This is a genomic window from Hydrogenispora ethanolica, from assembly GCF_004340685.1.
GTDB classification, from domain to species: domain Bacteria; phylum Bacillota; class UBA4882; order UBA8346; family UBA8346; genus Hydrogenispora; species Hydrogenispora ethanolica.
In genome coordinates this window covers 82104-104777 of sequence record NZ_SLUN01000019.1, presented here as the reverse complement: position 1 = coordinate 104777, position 22674 = coordinate 82104, and the positions used below count along the sequence as shown (strand labels likewise).

At 53.0% G+C, this 22674-nt stretch carries 18 protein-coding genes; 3 read left to right on the top strand and 15 right to left on the bottom strand.

Features of this window, described 5'->3' with window-relative positions; genetic code table 11:
• Positions 1-128: 128 nt before the first annotated feature.
• The gene (gene pta, locus EDC14_RS15535) at positions 129-1136 is read right to left on the bottom strand and encodes a phosphate acetyltransferase (protein ID WP_132015236.1); all 1008 of its coding nucleotides are present in this window, start codon (positions 1134-1136) and stop codon (positions 129-131) included.
• Between the two features lie 308 nt (positions 1137-1444).
• Entirely contained in the window at positions 1445-1603 is a 159-nt protein-coding gene (locus tag EDC14_RS26840) for a hypothetical protein (protein ID WP_165908057.1), read from the bottom strand.
• A 197-nt stretch (positions 1604-1800) separates the two neighbouring features.
• Here EDC14_RS26840 and EDC14_RS15530 point away from each other — a divergent pair, with 197 nt between their 5' ends.
• Positions 1801-3597 carry a DEAD/DEAH box helicase gene (locus EDC14_RS15530; RefSeq protein WP_132015235.1) on the top strand — a complete coding sequence of 599 codons (1797 nt, stop codon included), beginning with the start codon at positions 1801-1803 and terminating at the stop codon, positions 3595-3597.
• 156 nt (positions 3598-3753) lie between these two features.
• Positions 3754-4698: a YqhG family protein gene (locus tag EDC14_RS15525; RefSeq protein WP_132015234.1), complete on the top strand. Its 945-nt coding sequence runs from the start codon at positions 3754-3756 to the stop codon at positions 4696-4698.
• 18 nt (positions 4699-4716) lie between these two features.
• Here EDC14_RS15525 and EDC14_RS15520 read toward each other — a convergent pair whose 3' ends face one another.
• The 9 genes from EDC14_RS15520 to hemW all read right to left on the bottom strand — a co-directional run bounded on the left by EDC14_RS15520 (position 4717) and on the right by hemW (position 15720).
• Entirely contained in the window at positions 4717-5463 is a 747-nt protein-coding gene (locus EDC14_RS15520) for a 16S rRNA (uracil(1498)-N(3))-methyltransferase (protein WP_132015233.1), read from the bottom strand.
• A 266-nt stretch (positions 5464-5729) separates the two neighbouring features.
• A complete protein-coding gene (prmA, locus tag EDC14_RS15515; protein ID WP_132015232.1) occupies positions 5730-6671 on the bottom strand; it encodes a 50S ribosomal protein L11 methyltransferase in 942 nt (313 codons plus the stop codon).
• A gap of 84 nt (positions 6672-6755) precedes the next feature.
• Positions 6756-7898 carry a molecular chaperone DnaJ gene (gene dnaJ, locus EDC14_RS15510; RefSeq protein WP_132015231.1) on the bottom strand — a complete coding sequence of 381 codons (1143 nt, stop codon included), beginning with the start codon at positions 7896-7898 and terminating at the stop codon, positions 6756-6758.
• Between the two features lie 214 nt (positions 7899-8112).
• The gene (gene dnaK / locus EDC14_RS15505; protein WP_132015230.1) at positions 8113-9963 is read right to left on the bottom strand and encodes a molecular chaperone DnaK; all 1851 of its coding nucleotides are present in this window, start codon (positions 9961-9963) and stop codon (positions 8113-8115) included.
• Positions 9964-10043: 80 nt separating this feature from the next.
• Entirely contained in the window at positions 10044-10634 is a 591-nt protein-coding gene (grpE, locus tag EDC14_RS15500) for a nucleotide exchange factor GrpE (RefSeq protein ID WP_132015229.1), read from the bottom strand.
• 57 nt (positions 10635-10691) lie between these two features.
• Positions 10692-12251, bottom strand: coding sequence for a TCP-1/cpn60 chaperonin family protein (locus EDC14_RS15495; RefSeq protein WP_132015228.1), 1560 nt, complete (start codon positions 12249-12251; stop codon positions 10692-10694).
• 51 nt (positions 12252-12302) lie between these two features.
• The gene (gene hrcA, locus EDC14_RS15490; protein WP_132015227.1) at positions 12303-13352 is read right to left on the bottom strand and encodes a heat-inducible transcriptional repressor HrcA; all 1050 of its coding nucleotides are present in this window, start codon (positions 13350-13352) and stop codon (positions 12303-12305) included.
• A 196-nt stretch (positions 13353-13548) separates the two neighbouring features.
• A complete protein-coding gene (gene nudC, locus EDC14_RS15485; RefSeq protein ID WP_132015226.1) occupies positions 13549-14379 on the bottom strand; it encodes an NAD(+) diphosphatase in 831 nt (276 codons plus the stop codon).
• A 201-nt stretch (positions 14380-14580) separates the two neighbouring features.
• Positions 14581-15720 (bottom strand): radical SAM family heme chaperone HemW, encoded by a 1140-nt coding sequence (gene hemW / locus EDC14_RS15480; RefSeq protein WP_132015225.1) that lies wholly within the window; start codon positions 15718-15720, stop codon positions 14581-14583.
• Positions 15721-16000: 280 nt separating this feature from the next.
• Here hemW and EDC14_RS15475 point away from each other — a divergent pair, with 280 nt between their 5' ends.
• Positions 16001-16798: a sugar phosphate isomerase/epimerase family protein gene (locus EDC14_RS15475; protein ID WP_165908056.1), complete on the top strand. Its 798-nt coding sequence runs from the start codon at positions 16001-16003 to the stop codon at positions 16796-16798.
• On the opposite strand, the gene lepA is transcribed toward EDC14_RS15475, so the two are convergent.
• From lepA to gpr, 4 genes are all read right to left on the bottom strand, one after another.
• Positions 16799-18598, bottom strand: a complete 1800-nt coding sequence (lepA, locus tag EDC14_RS15470) for a translation elongation factor 4 (RefSeq protein WP_132015223.1) — start codon at positions 18596-18598, stop codon at positions 16799-16801.
• Positions 18599-19282: 684 nt separating this feature from the next.
• Positions 19283-20866: a murein biosynthesis integral membrane protein MurJ gene (gene murJ, locus EDC14_RS15465; protein WP_132015222.1), complete on the bottom strand. Its 1584-nt coding sequence runs from the start codon at positions 20864-20866 to the stop codon at positions 19283-19285.
• Between the two features lie 23 nt (positions 20867-20889).
• Positions 20890-21225, bottom strand: a complete 336-nt coding sequence (locus EDC14_RS15460; RefSeq protein WP_132015221.1) for a hypothetical protein — start codon at positions 21223-21225, stop codon at positions 20890-20892.
• A gap of 394 nt (positions 21226-21619) precedes the next feature.
• On the bottom strand, positions 21620-22597 hold the full coding sequence (gene gpr, locus EDC14_RS15455) for a GPR endopeptidase (protein ID WP_132015220.1): 978 nt from the start codon (positions 22595-22597) through the stop codon (positions 21620-21622).
• Positions 22598-22674 lie beyond the last annotated feature (77 nt).

Sequence of the window (22674 nt, the reverse complement as noted above, 5' to 3'; positions counted from 1 at the left end):
GATTCGACGATCGGACTGAACGTTCCTGCCGGAGAAGATACCCGCTTGAAAAAGAACCGCTTCTATTCAGCTCCCGGTTCCTTGCCCATCATTTTACCGGGACGCTCCGTTTCCAAACGCTCTGAACTTTACGGACGGATCGTGGCTTGAGCTTGCACCGCAGTTATCGCGACCATATTGACGATATCATCGCTGTTGCAGCCGCGCGACAGATCATTCACCGGTTTGGCCATGCCCTGAAGGATTGGCCCGATCGCCACGGCTTTGGCCAGCCGCTCCACCAGTTTATACCCGATGTTGCCGGACTGCAGATCCGGGAAGACGAGCACATTGGCTTTGCCGGCCACCGGGCTCCCCGGCGCTTTTTGGCGTCCGACCGCCGGGATCAGCGCGGCATCGGCTTGGAATTCGCCGTCAATTGCCCAAGAGGGCTCCATTTCCCGGGCGATTTGAACCGCTTCCCTGACCTTGTCGACCATCTCATGGCTGGCGCTCCCTTGAGTGGAAAAAGAGAGAAAGCTGATGACCGGCTCAAAATTTGCCAGATTCCTGGCAGTATGTCCGGCCTGAATGCCGATCTCCGCCAGCGTCCGCGAATCAGGATTGACATTCACGGCGCAATCGGCAAAGACGAACAACCCATGCTCTCCGAGGATACAATCCGGCACAAAAATCAGGAAGGCACCGGATACCGTCTGATAGCGCCGCTCCGTTTTAATGATCTGAAGGGCTGGCCGGAGCACATTCCCGGTGGTGCTGATCGATCCGGCCACCATGCCATCCATATCCCCACAATAAACCATCATGGTTCCGAAATATAAAGGATTATTCAATAACTCCCGGGCTTCGTCCAACGACAATCCTTTTTCCCTGCGGAGCTGGTAAAGAGTTTTAACATACTGCTCACGCTTGGGATGTGCCGCAGGCTCGATGATCTCCAGGTCCGAGAGGTCGATCCTCAAATCCGAAGCCTGTCGCGGCAGTTGCCGTTCTTCCCCGATCAACGTGATCCGGGCCAGCTTTTGGTCGACGATCTGCCGCGCCGCTTTCAGCACCCGGCTGTCACCGCTCTCCGGCAGGATGATGCGACGCTGCGCCGCGCTGGCTTTCTCCTTGATGACCTGTAAAAAATCCATCGTTTTTCCCTCCTGAATTACGACTTTCCGTCCGGATAACGGAGAATCGGATCAATAATTCACAGTGATTTCGGCCCAGCTGATTTCAGTCATGCCATCTTTCTACTCTTCAACATCTTTCCTCAGTTCCCTCCCCTCAAATTTTTTATAACCAAATTTCCGTAAATGGGCGGGATAAACACAGGGAATACCCTTTGAAACAGATTTCCTCCTTTCAGTCCCCCATTGCGGGTTGCTAAATGCGGATAACGGGAAACAAAATTTGAGGATTTCATTTTGGAATGAACTTCGTCAGTAACCGCCGTAGTTCATTTTGTTACCGAATCTTCTCCGGCAGCAATTGCCGGAGTATATTTTGTTGTCAAAATTGAGCATTCTGTTGAAAGGCGTACGCCAATCACCCGAAAATAACGCCGGTCCAGATCGGCCAGGCCATTTCCGGAGAGATAACCGCCAATGGTAACCATTAAACAAGCGATTCCGGAAACGTCGGGAGAAACTCCGGCCTGCGGAAGGATTCCCCCAAACGCTTTAATTCCAGCAGGGTTAAAACAAAGCTAAAACGATAATAATAACTCAACACTCGCAATATTCGGCAAGCTTTCCCGATGGAAATCGGGTACGGCCGCGCCTTATCTTCCTGTTCTATGGACGGAGGGGTAACTTGGAATCATCGACCATATCCAGGGATCAACTTACCGAGAAGAATCCGGAAGTTCCAAAGGGCACACTGCAGCTGGCCCAACTCTTTCCCGATTTTCAGCCGATGATCGAGGTCTCCGACGACTTCGCCCGGTTTTTGTTGCCGATGCACCGCAAACAATGGGATAGCTGGGAAGCCTTTTTACTGCACTATCGCGGCGAGGAACTGACTCTCAGCCGAGGCTTTGAAGAGCTGCAGGTCATCAGCCATCTGCAGGAGCATTGGCGCCAGAACGGCGTCATCGCCTATCCCCACCAATTGGAAACGGTTAAAAAAGTCATCTCCCAAATGCGCGGCCGGGCCATCCTCGCCGACGAGGTCGGTCTGGGCAAGACCATCGAAGCGGCAATGATTCTCAAAGAATATATGCTGCGCGGGCTGGTGAAACGCTTTTTGATCCTGACTCCGGCCACCCTCTGCCGGCAATGGGAGACCGAGCTACGCGAGAAGTTTGAGATTCCGACCCTGATCGCCCGCCGTGAATACGACTGGGCTCATTATGACTACCTGATCGCTTCCATCGACACGGCCAAGAAAGAGATCCACCGCCAGCAGATCCTGGATCTCTATTTTGACCTGGTGATCGTGGACGAAGCCCATAAACTGAAGAGTACCGCCACCCAGAACTGGCAGTTTGTGAACAGCATTCAGAAGAAATACTTTCTGTTGCTGACCGCCACCCCGCTGCAGAACGATCTGAAGGAACTCTTCAACCTGATCTCGTTGCTCCGCCCCGGACAGCTGGGCAACTACCGCAGCTTCAAAAGCCGCTACACCCATGACAAGCGGAAACCGAAGAATCCCCAGGAATTGAAGGGGCTCCTCAGTGAGGTCATGATCCGCAACAAACATGGTTCGAATATGGGTTTCACCAAACGGCACGTCCAGGACATCCCGATCACCCTGACTAATCTGGAGCAGAGCTTGTATGATCAGGTCAGCGAGTTCATCCGCCAGAGTTTGAGGCTGGACAGCTCGGGCATGGGCGGCCTGCCGCTGCTCACCTTGCAACGGGAGATCTGTTCCAGCACCTTCGCGGCGGTATTGACCCTCTTCAAACTGGCGCAATCCATGAATATCGAGGAAGAACGGCAAGAACAGGCGGCCTCCCTTTTTAAGCTGGCGCAACAGATCAAGGATAACTCCAAGATGAAAGTGGTCATCGATCTGGTCAAGAAGACCCCGGAGAAGGTGATCATCTTCACGGAATTCCTGGCCACCCAAAGTTATATCCGGACCCGGCTGGAGCAAGCCGGCATCTTCAGTCTGGCCTTTGACGGCAGTCTGTCGGCCAGCAAGAAAGAGTTCACCAAATACGAGTTCAAGGAGTATCCCAAATATCAAGTGCTGGTCTGCACCGAATCGGGCGGCGAGGGCATCAACCTCCAGTTCTGCAACACGATGATCAACTATGATCTGCCCTGGAATCCGATGCGCTTGGAGCAGCGGATCGGCCGGATCCACCGTTTGGGACAGGCGCGCGATGTGTTTATCTACAACCTTTCGACGCGGGGCACCATCGAGGAGCATCTGCTGCGGCTGCTCCATGAGAAAGTGCGGATGTTCGAGATGGTGATCGGCGAGAGCGAACGGGTCATCAGCAAGCTGAGCCACGGCAAGAGCTTCGAGGCGCGGATCATGGAAGTGGTCACCCAGTCCGGTTCTCAGGAAGAGATGAACCGGGGCTTCACCAAGCTCGGCCAGGAGATCGAGGGCCTGCTGGAGACGGAGCCGGACGATTTGTCCGATCTACTGTAGCCCTTTGACATAGAGGATGAAATAAATTTCCCTCATGTTTCCATCATGGCCGGCATTAGGGGCATGATGCTTATCTAAAAATTTAACTCAACTTCTATAGCCAAGGGCTTGGTTTACGATTGTCGCGGAAAAATCTGAATTTGAGAAGAGGTCCTTATGGCCGATAGCCAGAATGTATTCAACTTTGTCGTAGATACGCTCAAGATCTCGGGCGCGCCACATCACGTCATTGATAACGAGTTGATCATGGCCCAGTGCCAAGCCGAGATCCCCCGTACTTTCTTCCGGCCGGCCCGGATCGAAACCATCAACCTGCAGATGGTTTGCGAGCCGAACCTGCTCGCCAAATACCCCGGCTCCGAGCTGGTTAATCAAGGCAGTTTCCGACTGCAATGGTTTGTCGACGGCATCCGCCAGCGCGGCCTGATCTGCCGCGGCACCTGCGCCTACGACCTGGATCCCCGCCGCACCCAGCGGGAGATCACGGCGCTATTGGAAGAGAAACCGGCCTTCTTTTTCGAGCAGCCCTTTCTGATCTACCACCCCCATCTGCTGGTCAATTTCAAGGTCAGTTTCGAGACGGATGAAAGGTTCGACGAACTCTATTCTTTGGGGATCAATCTGACCACCGGCGAGATCACTTCGAACCTTCTGGCGGAGTTGCGAAAGCGCAAAATCACGCCCAATCCGCCCAAAAAGAACCTGGAAAAAAGGAAGATTCCCTACCGGGAAGGATTCGCGGCCTTGCTCAATCATCTCAAATGGCTCTTGGAGAAGCATGACCGGAAATGGGTCGACGCCGCCCAGCTGCGGTGGGAAGAAGAGGTTAAATACCTGGAGGCATATTATCAGGAGGAACAAAAAGCCTCGGCTGAGGATCCCGGGTTTTACCGCCGGGTGGCCGAGAGCTACCGGAAATTCCGGCCGGTCATCCGGGTGGCGATCATTCATACCGCCGTGGTCAACTCGCCCATCGTCATCTATACCGTCGAGGCCTTTCATGGCCAACCGCTGGGGCCTTTGCTCTATGACCCGTTGCGCGGCAGGGTCAAATGGCTCCGCAAGACGCAGCCGGACCCCGATGAGAACGTCTCGCGCTGATGGAAATATCCTTGTGAATCAGCCGCCCATTTCGCCATAATGATACAGGATGGCCGCAGCCACCGCCAGACCGGCGGTCTCGGTCCTTAGGATTCTAGGGCCCAGCGTGACCGGTACCGCTCCGAGGTCCTGCGCCTGCTCCACTTCGGCCAGGGAGAATCCCCCTTCGGGACCGATCAAAACAGTGAGAACATCCGGAACGCCTTGATGCTCGGTGAGCGCCTGGCGCAACGATCGCGTCCGCTCTCCTTCCCAAGGGATCAACACCAGCCCCGGCCGGAAAGGACGGCGGAGCAGTTCCCGCCATTCACGAATCGGTTCGAGCTCGGGAAGGAGCTGACGCCCCGATTGTTCAGCGGCTTCGCGGATGATCTTGCTCCAACGTTCCAGTTTTTTGGCCCGGGCCGGGGGATCCAGCCGCACGGTGCTCCGCTCGGTCATCACCGGTTGGAAACCGGCCACGCCCAGCTCGGTGTTTTTCTGGAGGATCCATTCCAACTTCTCGCCTTTGGGCATGCCTTGAACCAGATGAATCCGGACGGCCGCTTCTGCCTGGCGGCCGACGGTCTCAATCAATTCGGCCCGGACGGTCTCCGGTTGCAGAGCGGTGAGCACCGCCCGGTACTCTTCCCCCTTGCCGTTCAGGACGGTCAATTCGTCGCCGACTTTACTCCGGAGGACCTTGGATAGATGATGCGCATCCGCGCCTTTTAGCACTACTTGTTCTCCGGTGATCTGATCCGCCGGAATAAAGAACCGGGTCATCGCAACCGTCTCCTTCGTAAAAGAGCTGTGATTCACCCGGCCAAAAGCCGGAAGGGTCACAGCGCTTGCTTAAAACAAGCGATAAAGCATTGAAAGCCATGTGATAAAGTCCTCAAATTCGGAAATCACTCTTTCAAAGGATTAAAAATCGACTTTATCACTTGTTTTTCTGAGCTTTTGTGTTCACCCTGGCCTTCGGACAGGGTTTATCACAACGCTTTTAAAAGTCTTTTAGTTAGAGGATTTCTGATTTGAAAGACTTTATCCTAGGCTTCCAATTCTCTCATTACGGCAATTACCGCTACCCAGCCGTCCTCATGCAGACTCTTTTCGATGACAAAGCCCCGTTCGCCGAGGGCCGCCTGGACCTCGGGATAACGTTCCTCGATAATCCCCGAGGCCAAAAACCGGCCGCCGGGGGCCAGCACTCCCGGCACGTCGGGAATGATCGCCAAAATGGCGTTGGCAATAATATTGGCAACCACCAGATCAAACTGCTTGGTGAGACCGAGTTCCAACAAGTTTCCTTCCCGGCAGGCGATCCGGCCGGCAACCCCGTTGCGTTCCGCGTTCTCGGCGGCGATTCGCACCGCCAGCGGATCGATATCCGAGGCTACCACCGCCGCGGCTCCCAATTTGGCGGCGCTGACCGCCAGAATTCCTGAGCCGGTTCCGACATCCAGCACCTGTAGCGGAAATTTCACCAGTTCCTGTAATAACAACAGACAAAGCCGGGTCGTGGGATGGGTCCCAGTCCCGAAGGCCATGCCCGGGTCCAGCTCCACCACCAACTCACCCTGCTGCACGCTATAATTCTCCCAACTCGGCTTGATCACAATCTGGCCGATATGCTCCGGCTTAAAATAGCTTTTCCAAGCCTCGGCCCAATCTTCCTCGCGGATCTGCCGCAATTCGAACTCGGGATGGGTTCCCAGCAACGGCTCAAGTTTCCCCGCCAACCGCTGCAGCCGCTCGCCCAGCCGGTCATCCACGGGGAAGTAAGCCCGCATGCCAAACGTTCCGGGCAATTTCCCGGGAAACTCCTCGCCCAAATATTCGTCATCCGTTAAAGTCACTTGGTCGAGAATGGCCGGATCATCATAGACAACGCCCCCGGCTCCCTCTTCTTGAAAAAAATCGGCAATTAACTCGGCTTCCGTCTCCGGGACCGCCGCCAATTTCACTTCACACCAGTATGTATCCGCCATCGGCTCTCCTTCTGTCTATCCATCGCTTCACTTCGTTTGAGGAACAAATGAATACTCCAGAAGGCTGGCCTTCTGGAGTATTTGTCATTTAAAAGCCTCTTTGACTTTATCCATAAAACCCTTTTCCTCGGCGGCCGGTTTTTCGCCGAAAGAGACAGCCAGTTTCTTTAAGAGCTCCCGTTGTTCGGAATTGAGCTTTGTCGGAACCGCCAATTTGATCCGGACGAAATGATCGCCCCGACCATGACCGCGCAAATGGGTTATCCCATGGCCGCGCATGCGGAACTGCGTGCCATGCTGCGTCCCCTCGGGGATCTTCAATTCCACCTTGCCATCCAGAGTATCCACAAGAATGGTCGTTCCCAAAGCAGCCTGGGTCATGCTCAACGAAATCTCGCTGATCACATCGTCGCCCTGGCGTTCAAAGCGGGAGTGGGCTTTTACATAAATGTAGACATACAAATCACCCGGCGACCCGCCCCGCAAGCCGGCCTCTCCCTCGCCGGATACCCGCAGCCGCGAGCCGCTCTCGACGCCGGCCGGAACCTTAATCTCGATCTTGCGGTTGCGGCGGACCCGGCCGCTACCGTTACATTCGTCGCATGGGGTTTGAATCGTCTTGCCCGCGCCGTGACAATGTTCACAGGTGCGGACATTCACAAACCGGCCGAAAGCCGTATTCTGAGTGACTTGAACCTGGCCTGATCCACCGCAATGGGGACAGGTTTTGATCGGCGTGCCCGGCTTGGCGCCGTTGCCGCTACAAGTGGGGCAAACTTCAGTCCGGGGGATCTCAATGGTAGCTTCCTTCCCGAAGGCCGCCTCCTCAAAAGTAATCTCCATGTCATAGCGAAGATCATTGCCGCGTTGAGGACCGGTCCGGCGTTGTGAACCCCGGCCGCCGCCGCCCCCGCCGCCAAAGAACATATCAAAGATATCGCCAAAGCCTTCAAAACCGAAATCCGAGAAATCGCCACCCATTCCGGCGCCGAAGTTCGGATCGGTTCCCGCATGACCATATTGATCGTAAGCGGCGCGTTTTTGCGGATCACTCAAGATGCTGTAAGCCTCATTGATCTCTTTGAATTTGGCCTCGGCTTCCTGTGGGTTTTCCTTATTAACGTCGGGGTGGTATTGACGAGCCAGTTTCCGGTAAGCCTTTTTCAGCTCTTCGTCGCTGGCGGTTTTGGCTACCCCGAGAACTTCATAATAATCTCGCTTTGCCATCGCAATTTCCTTTACATTTTAATTCCCGTGTCCCAAAAACCCATCGTTAAAGATGGATTCATATCCAAATTAGTTTATCATTAATCCGGGTACAAAGATATTACTAATTAATTACAACGAACAATTGACAATCGAATCAAGCCTGGAAATACGGCCATCAATTGTCAATTGTCGCTGGTATTTCTATGATTGGAAACCCTATTGGGCTTCCCGGTTATTTGTCATCTTGCACTTTGTAATCGGCATCGACTGTCGGACCTTCCGCTTGCGGGCCATAATTGGGCTGATCCTGCGCCTGGCCTTGGGCACCGGGTCCACCACCGGCTTGCCCTTGATTCTGGCTATAGATAGTGGCGGAAAGTTCGTGCAATGCCTTTTGGAGAGCTTCCTGCTTTTCTTTGATTGCCGTAAGGTTTTTGGCGGCAACCTCTTTTTGGAGATCATCTTTTAACTGGTTGACCTTTTCAACCTGGGCTTTATCCGCCTTGTCGCCAATGTCCTTGAGCGTTTTTTCAGTGGAATAGATGAGGCTGTCAGCCTCATTGATGGCCTCAACTTCTTCGCGGCGGCGTTTATCCTCGTCGGCGTGGGCCTCTGCGTCCTTCATCATCCGCTGAATCTGGTCTTCCTTCAATCCGCTCGAAGAGGTAATGGTAATCTTCTGTTCCTTGCCGGTTCCTTTATCCTTGGCCGAGACATGAACGATGCCATTGGCGTCGATATCAAAAGTCACTTCGATCTGGGGCACGCCGCGCGGCGCAGCTGGAATGCCATCCAAGCGGAACTGGCCGAGGGTGATGTTGTCTGCCGCCATGGGGCGTTCACCCTGTAAAACATGGATATCCACCGCAGTCTGGTTGTCGGCGGCTGTGGAGAAAATCTGACTCTTTGACGTCGGAATTGTGGTGTTCCGGTCGATAATCCGCGTAAACACGCCGCCCAAAGTCTCCAACCCCAATGAAAGCGGAGTTACATCCAACAAAACGATATCTTTCACTTCACCGGTCAGCACACCGCCCTGGATCGCGGCACCAATCGCTACGACCTCATCCGGGTTGACTCCCTTATAGGGCTCCTTGCCGATGATCTTCTTGACTAGTTCTTGGACAGCCGGAATCCGGGTCGAACCGCCCACCAGAATCACTTTATCGATGTCTTTCGGTTCCAGACCGGCATCAGCCAAAGCCCGTTTGGTCGGCCCGACGGTGGCGTCGATCAAATCGGCGCACAACTCTTCAAACTTCGCCCGAGTCAAGGTCATATCCAAATGGCGCGGCTCGCCATTGACGGCCGTAATAAACGGCAGGTTGATATTGGTGGAAGCCAGACCCGACAATTCGATCTTGGCTTTCTCGGCTGCTTCCTTCAAACGCTGCATCGCCATGCGGTCATTACGAAGATCGACGCCTTGATCACGCTTAAAGTTCTCAGCCATCCAATTGACGATCCGCTCGTCGAAATCATCGCCGCCCAATCGGTTATTACCGCTGGTGGCCTTGACTTCAAATACGCCATCCCCCAATTCAAGGATGGATACGTCAAAGGTTCCGCCGCCTAAGTCATAAACCAGGATGGTGTGGTCCTCGCCCTTATCCAAACCATAAGCCAATGCGGCCGCGGTCGGTTCATTGATAATCCGCAGGACTTCAAGCCCGGCGATCCGGCCGGCATCTTTGGTAGCCTGGCGCTGTGAGTCGGAGAAATAGGCCGGAACAGTGATAACTGCCTTGTCAATCTTTTCACCGAGATACGCTTCGGCGTCGGTTTTCAATTTTTGCAGAACCATCGCCGAGATCTCCTGGGGCGTATACTGTTTATCATCAATGCTCACTTTGTAATCTGTGCCCATGCGCCGTTTGATGGAGACCACGGTCCGGTCGGGATTGGCAACCGCTTGGCGTTTGGCCACCTGTCCCACCATTCGCTCGCCGGTTTTTGAAAACCCGACGACGGACGGCGTCGTACGACCGCCTTCGGCATTGGCGATAACTACCGCTTCGCCGCCTTCCATCACGGCCATACAAGAGTTGGTTGTACCTAAATCAATTCCAATAACTTTAGCCATTGTAAGAACCCCCTGTTCAAATACTTTTAAAATAATTTGTTTAATCTGTTGGTAACGACATTCATTGCTCGGCTTTCTGCTTATTTGGCAGGTACGGCCACTTTCACCAGCGCCGGGCGTAGCAGCTTGCCGCGAAATTTATAGCCCCGCTGCAGCTCCTGCACAACTGTGGGCGTTGAAACCGTCGAACTCTCCTCTTGCATCACGGCTTCATGAACTTGCGGATCGAACTCCTGTTCCAGCGCGACCACTGCTTCCAACCCTTCCGTCATCAAGATATTCCGGAATTGTTTGAGAGTGAGTTCCACACCCTCCCGCCAGCTGCAATTATCCTGTTGTTCGTTAAAACACAGTACAGCACGTTCCAGACTGTCCAGAGCCGGCAAGATCTTCTTAACCAAGTCTTCGCCCGCACTCAACGTGAGTTGTTCCATCTCCGTGCGGGTGCGGCGCCGAAAATTATCGAAATCCGCTTGATTCCTTAACAAACGATTATAGTATTCATCTTTTGCTTGGATGGTGCTCTGGAGTTCCTGTTCCAGTTGGGCGAGGCGCTCCTCCGGAGATACAACATTATTTTCAACCGTCTTTTTTTCTTCAGCCGTTGCTTCAGACCCTGCTGTTTCATTTAGGCTAACGTTTTCCGCGATATTTTGTTCCTTTTTCACCATTGATTGCCTCCAAATGTCAAAATAGACTGACCGTGGCTAATTTCTTAAAAAATACTATCAATTATCCCAGGTTTTCTCAAGGAGCGGTTCCCGCTCTTCTTTCATTTTTATGATCGTTTGGATTCGTAAAATCGCTTCAGCCACTTCTCCCGCTGATTTTAGCGCGTGATATTTTACTAAAAAGGGGTCATAAACCCCGGCGGCGGCCAGGTCGATGACAGTCCCGTCCTCGCAGTCGATCCCGATGGAATTAGAATGCTGTTCGAGTTGCGCAGCGATGACTTCGGAGACCTTTTCCAACGCGTTAAATCCGGCATTGACGCAGATCTGCGCCAGCGGTTTTTTCAGGGATTCAATGACACATTGAAATCCGTAACCGGCCATTCCCCGGAGCGGTTCTTGCTCCAGCAACCGGGCAACCGCCAATTCAGCGCTGCCACCGCCGGGGACAATCCCGCCATTCCAGGCGGCTTGCACCGCTGCCGCGGTATCTTTGGCGATTCGTTCGCGCTCTCCCACGACTTCTTTGGTGAACGCGCCCACCAGAACCGTGACATACTTTTGTTCCGGTTTTCCCAAAACCTGAATCTGTTTAAAACGCTCATTCACCCGTATTTCAGCCGCTTGCCCGGTCAGTTTGAGGAGTTCCAAGGCAGGCTTTGCGAGGCTGGTCCGCTTCAGTGGGCGGGCGCCGGTCAACTCCGCCAAGCGGCGCCATTCATGCATCGCGACTCGCGCCACGCCAATGATCCCTAAGTCAGTCAACAGATCTTCCGCCCCATCGGAAATAGCCCGATCAGTAAAAATAGCTTGAACGCCAATCTGCGCTAGTTTCTGAAGGTTTTCCCGGAGAAGCTGTTCATTATGTAGTTGTTGCTCAAAACCGGCCTTGCTGCCCAACGCCTCGGCTGCCACTTTCTGGGGTTCCAAGGCGTCGTCGAGAATGACAATCCTTGTATCCGCGACCTGACGAGGCATCTGGCGGTTGATTGGTTCCCGCGTAATGATGGTGCCCTGAATCAATGAACTTTCGGAACCTTCCAACGCCAGAATCTGATCGGCCAGCTTAAAGCCGGGTTCCCGCAGCTTTTCCCCGCCCACCAAACGCGCAGCCTGAACAATCAAACGGGCCAGTTCCCGATGACCCCGGCCCGCTATCGACGCAACCCTTTCTAACACGGGATGATTGATATCATCGACCGGTTGAGCCATTTGACCCAACCAATTGAGCGCTCGCGAAATTCCGGAGTCGATACCCTCGATTACTTTAATGACCGGCACGCCTCTCAGTACTTGATTTACCCCTTCGTTGACCAAAGCGCCGATCATCACGGCGGTGGTGGTGGTGCCATCGCCGACTTCTTCCTCTTGATACTGGGCAGCATTGATTAATATCCGGGCGGCCGGATGGGTAATGTCCATCGTTTTTAGAATCGTGACGCCATCGTTGGTAACCAGAGCATCGCCGCATTCATCGACGAGCATGCAATCCAGTCCTTTTGGACCTAAAGTGCCCGCAACCGCTTCCGTTACCGCGCGAATGGCGCCGGCATTATGAATCAACGCCGCCATTGGCTGATCAACTTCCGAACGGTTTGCTGCTTCCTGAATGGACATCCATCCTCCTTACTCATCCGGGGTTATTATTAAGTCGGGTATCTCCCCGGCTTACTTGCTCGTTTTATTGTAAATTTGGGTCAGTAATTCGCTGAGTATCGTGGCGGTATATTCGACTATCGGCATTACCTTCGCGTAATCCATCCGTGTGGGTCCCAACACGCCGATAACCCCGACGGTCCTCCCGGCGATCTCATAACCGGCTGTGACCACGCTGCAATCTTGAATGACTGTTTCCTCATTTTCATGGCCGATCTTGACCTGGGCGCCCCTGTACCCGCTCGGAGTCAACAAGGTATACAAACGTTCTTCCTCATCGAGCAGTTGCGAGAATGATTTAAAACGCTCCAGATCGGCAAACTCCGGTTGCTCAAGAATTTTGGTGGTCCCGCCTACGATAACCCGTTCCTTGGCCTGTTTGGAAGCGGCGCGAATCAGAATTTTTACGGCTTCGTCGAAAAACTCATTCTTAAAGACCATCTCGGAACGGATTTCATTTAATAACGCCGGACGAAACTCCTTCAAGCACACGCCGCGGAGTTTGGAATTGAAAAAATTGGAGATCTGTTCCAATTCCGAATCGGAGATTCCTGAACCCATCTCAATCACGTTATTTTCAACGAATCCGGTATCGGTAACGATCAGTACCAAAATCGTCGTCTCCGATAGCCGGATCAATTGAATATGCCGAAAACTGGCCGAATTTAATTGCGGACTTAACACCAGAGACGGAAATTTGGTAAATTGGCCGAGGATTTTTGAAGTTTGGTGAATAACCTGATCGATCTCCTGATGATGCTTCTCCAGTTCGATATAGATCTGCTCTATCTCCTGGTTCAGTAATTTTTTGTGTGCCATTAAAGCATCCACATAATACCTGTACCCGAGTTCGGAAGGGATCCGTCCGGCTGATGTATGAGGTTGCTCTAGATAGCCACTCTCTTCAAGGTCCGCCATCTCATTCCGAATCGTCGCTGGAGACAGTCCTAAATTATAGCGACGGGCAATCGTCCGCGAACCAACCGGTTCTGCCGAAGCGATGTAGTCGTCGGTAATCACTTTTAAGATGTGTTTTTTGCGTTCGTCCAATTCGGAGGCCATATACAAGCACCTCTTTTGATTATTGTTAGCACTCTTAGGTGACGAGTGCTAATCTACTTCAAAAATATCACTGCCCATCTTGTTTGTCAAGAGGTTTAGCCGCCAAATTTTGGCTCGGATCGCCCGTTCTCTTACAATATAACCATTGCACAGCCACTTATGCTCAAACCCATCGGAGGCAGGTGAAAAACCCATCTCAACATGATCCGGACTGTCCCTGCGCGATGAACCAGTCGATCATGCGCCGGGCGATACTGACAGGTTCGGGAATCCGCGGCAGTTCTGCGGCGGTGAACCAGTCGGCGGTGGTTATCTCCTGATTATCCACCCGGATCTCGCCCGCCGCATGCCGCGCGGTAAAGGCGATCATCAAGGAATCAGGAAAAGGCCAGGGCTGGCTCCCAAAGTATCGCAGATCCCGGATGGTAATTCCAACTTCCTCATATACTTCGCGTCGCACACACTCTTCCAGGGTTTCACCGGGTTCGACGAATCCCGCCAATATGCTATAGAGATTGTGAGTAAAACGGGCGGCCCTGGCCAGCAAAATCCGCTCTCCTTTGAAAACGGCAACGATAATTGCCGGCGAGATACGGGGAAAAACCGGATTGCCACACTGCGGGCAAGTTTTTCCCCGTTCTTTCGCCATCCATTGCAGCGGATAGCCGCAACAACCGCAGAAGCGATTCGTCCGATTCCAATGCAGCAAATGGGCGGCACGACCGATAACCCAAAACAGCTCATCATCCAAACCGCCATAGCATTGCCGCCAGGGTTGAAAAGCCATTGTTTCCGGAAGGGTTGCTTCATCCGCCAACTCCGCTGTAAAACAGGGCGTTTTATCATAGGTTCCGAGAAACTGACAAGTGTCGGCCTTCAATCCCAAAGACGCCGCGGGCGGTTCCGCAAAGAAAGGGATGCCGGGTCCGGCATTGGCAATGTCCATTACAATTTGATGATTCCAAAATAAAAACCATAAACCGCCACCCGGTGTAACATCAGCACTATAAGCGGGTGCAAAATGCATCACGAAACCTTCTTCTTTAAAAATATTACCAGGGCTAACGCACTATCACGCCGCAATGAAACTGCCCAGGCTGTTCGAAAAACTATACGGGCGTAGCATTATACTTCTGGATTCAGTCCGCTCATTCCTGCGCCGTAACCCAACCTTAACCCGCCCGGTTTCGCGAATCGTATGAACCGGGGCGCCTCTTAGGCAAAACGGTTACAAATTCCGCATAATCTTCGCTAAAACCTGATTACTCACCAGAACTCCCTCATCGGTCAAGGCCAATCGGTTCTCGCGGATCACCACCAGCCCTGCGGCAGCCAACTGTTCAATCTCCAGACCGGCTTGATCCAGTAAATTCAGGTGAAACCTTTCCCGCAACCAATCCAAATCGAGGCCTCTCCGAACTCGTAACCCCAGCATCACGGCCTCCGTCAATCGTTTCGTCTCATCGAGGGTTTCCCGTTCGGCAATGACCGATAAACCCGCCCGAAGCCGCTCCGCATAGAGCTCCGGGTCTTTCAGATTCACCCAGCGTTCGCCGTAACAAGTAGAACTCGCTCCCGCGCCGAACCCCAGATAATCCCGGCCCGTCCAATAGCCGAAGTTGTGCCGGCTCTCGTAACCCGGTCTTGCATAGTTGGCGATCTCATAGTGCTCAAAGCCTTGACTGCGCAAAAAAACCATCGCTTGGTTGAGCATCCGGGCCACTTCCTCTTCAGCGGGAAGCTCCACTGCGCCACGCTCAATCATCTCCGCCAGCGGTGTCCCATCCTCGATTTGCAGAGCATAGACTGAAAGATGTTCCGGTCCTAATTCGGTTACTTTCTGAAGCGATACGTTCCAATCCCCGGTGGTCTGCCCGGGAAGCCCGGCGATGAGATCCACTCCGATATTGTCAAATCCGCATTCCCTGCTATACCCGAAAACCTCCCGGAATTGCTCCCAAGTATGGATGCGGCCGATAGTGTTCAAAATTTTATTCTGAACCGCCTGCAGTCCAATGCTTAGCCGGTTGAATCCGCCGGTGCGCAGGATGATCAAATCCTCAATCCCAACCGTGCCCGGATTGACTTCGATAGTGATCTCGGCATCGGCGGCGACTCCGAAATATTGCCTTACATAGGCCAACAGCTTCGTCAGGCTTTCCGCCGGAATCAGGCTGGGAGTCCCGCCCCCGAAATAGACCGAGCGGATAACCGGATGTTGAGGCGAAAACCGCCTTATCTCATTTTCCAATGCCCGAAGGTAATCGGGGATAAGACGATTCTTGTCGGCGTAGGAATTAAAATCGCAATAAAAACATTTTCGCTGACAAAACGGAAAATGAAGATATAATGAGAGTTCTTTCGGCATTTTTTGATTCCCCTAAAATTGTCTAAAATACGACTTTTCGCAATCTTGGAGCAACAATACAAGTTTGAGAAGCTTAATTCCGAAATTTTTTCCATTCGATAGCACGGGGAGAACGAAATATTGAGAAGAAGCTTTCCATCCCTGCATCATCCGAAAAAAGGGTAAATAGCGGAATTTAGCTCATTTTATGAATTGCGACAGATAGAGACATTTGAATTTTCGACAAATTTACGGTATTGTATTATAGGAAACTATTTTATTTGTGGTCATGGAGGAAATGATGGCTTTCAGCCTCGGTTCACGGCTTACAGCAAATCTCCCGCTGTCGGAGTACCTGGCGGGCATCGCCACATGCTTTCGGTGGGTGGAGATTCCTACGGATCCGCGTTTTTTGTCACCCTATTTTCCCCTCAACGCGAACTCCAAAATTACACTCCGCGCCTATGGGACGCAATATCATTTCCGTTATTCGATGCATGCGCCGTTTGTGAACCTGGGCTCCCTGGACAGGGAGGAACGTTTGCTGGCGATTCATAAATTTCAAAGCGCTATGCAGGTCGCCGCGGAACTGGAAGTTTCGTTGCTGACTTTTCATCCCGCCAATGTCCGGCCCGAAACCGTTGCCGCTTTCGATGAGATCTGCCGCCTTGAAACGGAGAGCATCTCTCTCCTGTTGGACACGGCCCGCCAATTGGGCGTCAGTCTGTTGATCGAAAACATGCCCTCCGCTCCGGAATTTCATCCCACCGCCTCGAATGGAGAACGGATTCGGGAATTGTTGGCGATCTTTACCGGGTCTGAATTTGGCGTAACGATCGATATCGGCCATGCCTTGCAGGCTCAAGCGGATATCGATGCTCTATTGGGTTTGGAGCGGGTCCGCCATTTTCACTTGCATGAGAATGACCGTCTTTCCGACCGGCATCTGCGGATCATCACCCATCTCGATTGGTGGAAGCAGTTATTGCAAAAACTAAATGAAAGATTCCCACAGGCGGTGGGAATCTTAGAAATGAACCAGTTGGTCGATCAATTAGAGAGTTTTGAACGCTTACATCCGTTGCTCTCCCGCGATTAGCTAATCTTCAATCTTTAATACCGCCAGGAAGGCTTCCTGCGGAACCTCCACCGTTCCTAGCTGTTTCATTCGTTTTTTGCCTTCCTTCTGTTTCTCCAGGAGTTTCCGCTTCCGGCTGATATCCCCGCCGTAACACTTGGCCAAAACGTCCTTGCGCATTGCCTTAATGGTTTCCCGGGCGATGACTTTGTTGCCGATGGTCGCCTGAATCGGAACCTCGAATAATTGGCGGGGGATGATCTCTTTCAGTTTCTCCGCCAACTGCCGGCCCCGCTGATACGACTTATCCCGGTGGACGATGGCCGAAAGCGCGTCAACCGGCTTTTCATTCAATAAAATATCCAGCTTGACAAGTTCAGACGGACGGTGTCCCAAGTATTCATAGTCCAGGGAAGCATAACCCCGGGACCGCGATTTTAATTTATCGAAAAAGTCCAACAGAATTTCAGACAAGGGCAACTCATAGGTGAGCATCACCCGGGTCTCCGTCAGGTACTCCATATTCTTGAATATTCCGCGTTTATCCTGACAAAGCTCCATGATGGTCCCCACGAACTCGCTGGGGAGAATGATCGTGGCTTTCACATAGGGCTCTTCCAGGTGGTCGAGATGATTCGCCGCCGGCAGTTCGGCCGGGTTGGAAAGCTCAAGGACGGTCCCGTTGGTCAGAAACACCTTATAGACAACGCTCGGCGCCGTGGCGATGAGGTTCATGCCGTATTCGCGCTCCAGGCGCTCCTGAATGATCTCCATGTGCAAAAGCCCCAGGAAGCCGCAGCGGAATCCGAATCCCAACGCCGTCGAGTTTTCCGGCTCGAAGATCAGGGAGGCGTCATTGAGCTTCAATTTTTCAAGCGCGTCCCGGAGGTCGTTGTATTCCGCGTTGTCCACCGGATACAGGCCGCAATAAACCATCGGCTGCACCGGCCGGTATCCCGGCAACGGCAACAGCGCCGCATTCTCAACCCCGGTAATGGTGTCGCCCACCTCAACATCTCTGACGTTTTTCATGGCCGCGATCACAAAGCCGACTTCCCCCGCGATTAATTCCTTGGCCGGACACATCGCCGGACGGAAAGTTCCTAATTCGGTCACCTCGAACTCTTTCCCGGTGGCCATCATCCGGATCCGCTGGCCGATGGCGATCTTCCCCTCCACCAGCCGGACGTAGGCTATCGCGCCCCGGTAGGAGTCAAACAGCGAATCGAAGATCAAAGCCCGCAGCGGCAGCCGCGCGTCGCCCTGAGGCGGCTTGATCCGTTGCACGATGGCTTCTAAAATCTCCTCGGTGCCCAAGCCGGTTTTAGCGCTGGCCATGATACACTCGTCCGGATCGAGCCCGATGATCTCGTGCAGCTCGTTTTGGACCCGTTCCGGTTCGGCGCTCGGCAGGTCGACTTTATTGATGACGGGAATGATATCCAGATTGTGATCCAACGCCAGATACAGATTGGCGATGGTCTGAGCCTCCACTCCCTGTGTGGCGTCCACGACCAGCAACGCTCCGTCGCATGCGGCCAATGAACGGGATACTTCATAGGTAAAATCGACATGGCCCGGGGTATCGATCAGATTCAGCACATACTTCTGGCCATTCTTCGCCTGATACTCCAGCCTTACCGCCTGGGCCTTGATGGTGATCCCCCGTTCCCGTTCCAGATCCATGGAGTCGAGAACCTGTTCGGTCATTTCCCGGGCGCTCAGAGCCCCGGTATACTCCAGGAGCCGATCGGCCAAAGTGGATTTACCGTGGTCAATATGGGCGATGATGCAAAAATTGCGAATGTTGGTCTGGATCAAACTGACAACAACCTCCAAGCCTAAATAAAGTGATGCCGCAAGCCGGTTTTCTGATCATGCCCTGCTCGTTGCGGCATATTTTCTTTGATTCAGTATTAAAATGCGTATCATTTAGCCTTTCCCAGCCATACTTCCAGCATGACAAAGGACAATCAAAAGCAATTTCAATTTATATATTATAACACTTGGGCTCATCCTCAGCAACAAAGGCTTTCCGCACTCTCCCGGCGCCATGGATGTTCCCGGAGATTCTTACCGCGGCGCGACTGTGAATGCTCAATAGCCGCCGTAGCTTTCGGCGATGTGATCCCGCGAGTCATTCTGTTGCCGCGAAAGCTCACGGAATTACTGCGCATGTCCGCTCAGCAACCGTGCAGGCTCTCTCAGTTGCTGTGCAGGCTCTCTCGCTAACCGGGCATAGTCGTACAGTTACTGTGCGACCTGACGGAGTGATTGCGCATGCTCGCTCCATAACTATGCTAGCTTGCACAGTTACTGAGCAGCATGACACAGTCATTGAGCGGGCTCGCTGAGTCATTGGGCACGCTCCCCCAGCAACGGTGTAAGCTCTTGGACGTTCCCGGGCAGTTTCTTAAATAGCCGAAGGCGCCGGAATTCCAATGAGATTCGTTCATCCCGTTGCCGAAGCACATGGAAACGGCGCCGCCGGAGTTTCCGCTTCAGCTAGTGAACTTTCTTCCGTTTCAACATATTGAGGGACATCGTCAGTTCTTCCATTTTTAACGCCCAGGCGGTTCCCAGGAACACCAGCCCGCCCAGGGCCATGCTGGCCATAATGAGCAGGGCCGACTCCAGGTGCCCGGTGATTCCCAGACGCTCGCAGTACCATCCCAGCCCCAGTTTGATGAGCTCGATCACCAGGCCCATTGCGAGCGATGCAACCAGTGATTTCAGGAACGACGTCAAAATGCTGCGTCCCCGGATGCCGCCGACCTTCCGCCGCAAAACCTCCGTCAATAACAGCATGTTGATGAGCCCCATGATGGAAAAGGATAATGCAAAGCCGCCCACGCCCAAATGGGTGAATTTCAAGAACAAAAAGTTCATCAGGATACTGGAGGATACGGCAAAGATGCTGACCATCACCGGAGTCCGGGTATCCTGCAAGGAGTAGAAAGCCCGGGGCAACATGATGATGGATGCGTGGGCAAAAATCGTCAAACTATAAAAAAGCAGCGCATAGGCAGTCAGCTGTGTATGTTCCACGGTAAATTTCTGGCCTTCAAAGAGCAATTGGACAATCGGGATGCGCAGGGTGATCAAACCAATCCCCGCCGGAACCATCAGGAAAATGATGGAGCGCAAAGCCAGCGAGAGCGTATCCTTGTACTGCTCGATTTTTTTCTCAGCCGCCAGGCTGGAGAGCAGCGGAAAAAACGCCATGGAAATCGCGTTCGCAAAAATTCCGATGGGCAGTTGAACCAGCCGGTTGGCGAAGCGCAGGGCGGTAATGCTCCCTTCCGGCAAGGAAGACGCCATCGCAGTGGTGGCCCAAATATTGGCCTGATCCGCCGATAGACCGATCAGGGCCGGGACCATCAAAATTAACATGCGGCGGAAACCCCGGTTTTTCAGATCGATATAGCCGAAACGATAATGCTTTTTGGCGCCGGTCCGCCATAAAAAAGAGGCTTGAATCAGAAAATTACCGGCCGCGCCCGCCACCACACCAAAGGCCATCCCATGAATGCCGATTCGCGGGCCCAGAAAAAAAGCGCCGAGGATAATGGCGATATTATAAAAAATCGGCCCTAAAGCCGGTGCGAAAAAACGGCGGTAGGAGTTGAGCGCGCCGCCGACCATGCCGGCCATCGCGGTAAAACAGACTGCAGGAAACATGATGCGCGTCAATTGAACGAGCAATTCCATCTTATCCGGGGGAAAATTGGGCGCTTCCAGCGGCGTAATCCATTCGGTAAAAGTCACGCCCAGGATCGTGAAACTGACCAGTAATAGGACGGTGATATTCATGAAGGTGCTGGCGACCTTCCAGGCTTCCTCTTCTTCGCCCCGGGTCAAGTATTCGGTGAAAATAGGAATAAAGGCCGCCGATAATGCGCCCCCTACTAACAGATAATACATGGCATCCGGGATAATAAAAGCGGCAAAGAAGGAATCGGTTTGAAACCGGGTGAAGAGTCGTCCTGAAAGATTTTCGCGGATAAATCCCAAAACGCGGCTGAAGAAGAACATCATGGAGATCATTCCGGCGGCTCTGGCAGCTTTCGCGGTATGGTTTTCAGTCATTGTTGAACCCCTTTCTGAGAATTTTAGTATTCACCATTCATTTTGGAACTCCTCCTTTTCAAAGAATTTTCCCAGCTGATTTCCAAACGCGGCTGGGTGCTTACCCGAAGCGCCCCCTGGGGGCTCTGAATCCGCCAGCCATTCCGCAGTTGCACGATTTGGAGCGGCAGACCGAGGCGGATCTCTTCACGCAAGTCCCCGGCGGTTACAATCAAGCGGTCTTTGGTCCATTGCCATCCAAAATCGGAAGGACCGGTTCCGAGCAGCCGGCTCAGGTTCACAAACAGCACCCCATAGCCGGCCGCCAGCATCACCGTCAGCCACAAGAAGATCGCCATCATTCTGATAAAATGTTTCATCGCACTGCCGCCATCAGCTCGAAATATCCTGCCCCTAAAAGCCATGTGATAAAGTCTCTTTCCAAACGATTCGACTGGCAAGAGAATTTCAAAACGACTTTATCACTTGCTTCTCTGAGCTTTTGTGTTCACCCTGGCCTTCGGACAGGGTTTATCACAACGCTTCTAAAAGAGCTGTGATAAACCCGGCTAAAAGCCGGAAGAGTCACAGCGATTGCATGAAGCAAGTGATAAAGTCTTTTTTAAACCTTTTTGCAAGCTGATTTCCGATTCAAAAGACTTTATCACATGGCTTCTAAATTGATCCGCTTTATCCGGTTCGAGAGATTCTTCCTAAATGGATTAATCCATGCAAAGCAGAATTAAATGCCCTGTCTCCTTCGCAGCCGGCAATTTACGTAAGGTAACGGAAGACCTCTTCGGGACTTACCGCCGGGTGGAGAGCAATATTCAAAGCGCCGGATACGACGCGCGCCAGGTCCTCGATCATGACGTCAATTTCTTTCGGGGTCACGATCAGACTGTTCAAATACGGGGAAAGCACCCGCCCGATCAACTCGCGCTGATTGACCGCCTTGGGACTGACGAGCGAGGGAGCCATCCGGGTCATCTCTTGCAAAGCATCCTGGACGATGGTGGTCGCTTCCACCACGGTGGGAACGCCGATGGCAATGACCGGAACTCCCAAGGTCTGCGGGGTGAGTCCGATCCGTTTGTTGCCCAGGCCGGAACCGGGATGAATTCCGGTATCGGCGATCTGGAGCGTCGCTCCCATCCGCTGCGTACTGCGGGAAGCCAAGGCATCGATCACCACCACGAATTTTGGTTTGGTCCGCTGGACCACTCCCATGACAATCTCGCCGGTCTCCATCCCGGTGGTGCCGAGGACTCCCGGGGCGAGGGCGCAAACCGGGCGCAGGCCGCCTTTTTTCTCCGGCGGAGCGGTCTCTTGCAGGTGGCGTGTTACCAAAATATGCTCGACCACCTTCGGACCAAGAGCGTCCGGAGTGGCGGACCAGTTGCCCAACCCCACCACCAAACAGGGATCATCGTCGCCTAATTGGAACCGGGCAATATAGCCTTCAATCTCTTTTGCCATCAAAAAGGCAATCTCTTCCCATTTATCGCGATCATGTGTCCGCAATCCGGGTGCTTCCAATGTGACGTAAAAACCCGGTTGCTTGCCGATCGCCTGACCGGCTTCTGCGGTCTCAATATTCACCCGGGTAATCAGCGTGTCCCCTTGCTTCTCCGTTTGCGTGTTGACTCCGGCGGGTTCGCTTCCTCCGCTCCGTTCCATCGCCAGTTCCCGGGCTTCCATCGCCAGATCGGTATGAATTTCCCCGATTTGAATTAATTGTTCACTGTCCATTATCTCACCCTCAATTTATGATTGTTCTGGGCAACTGCAGTTCTCGCTATTTCCGAAAGAGCGCTCCCTGCCATCCT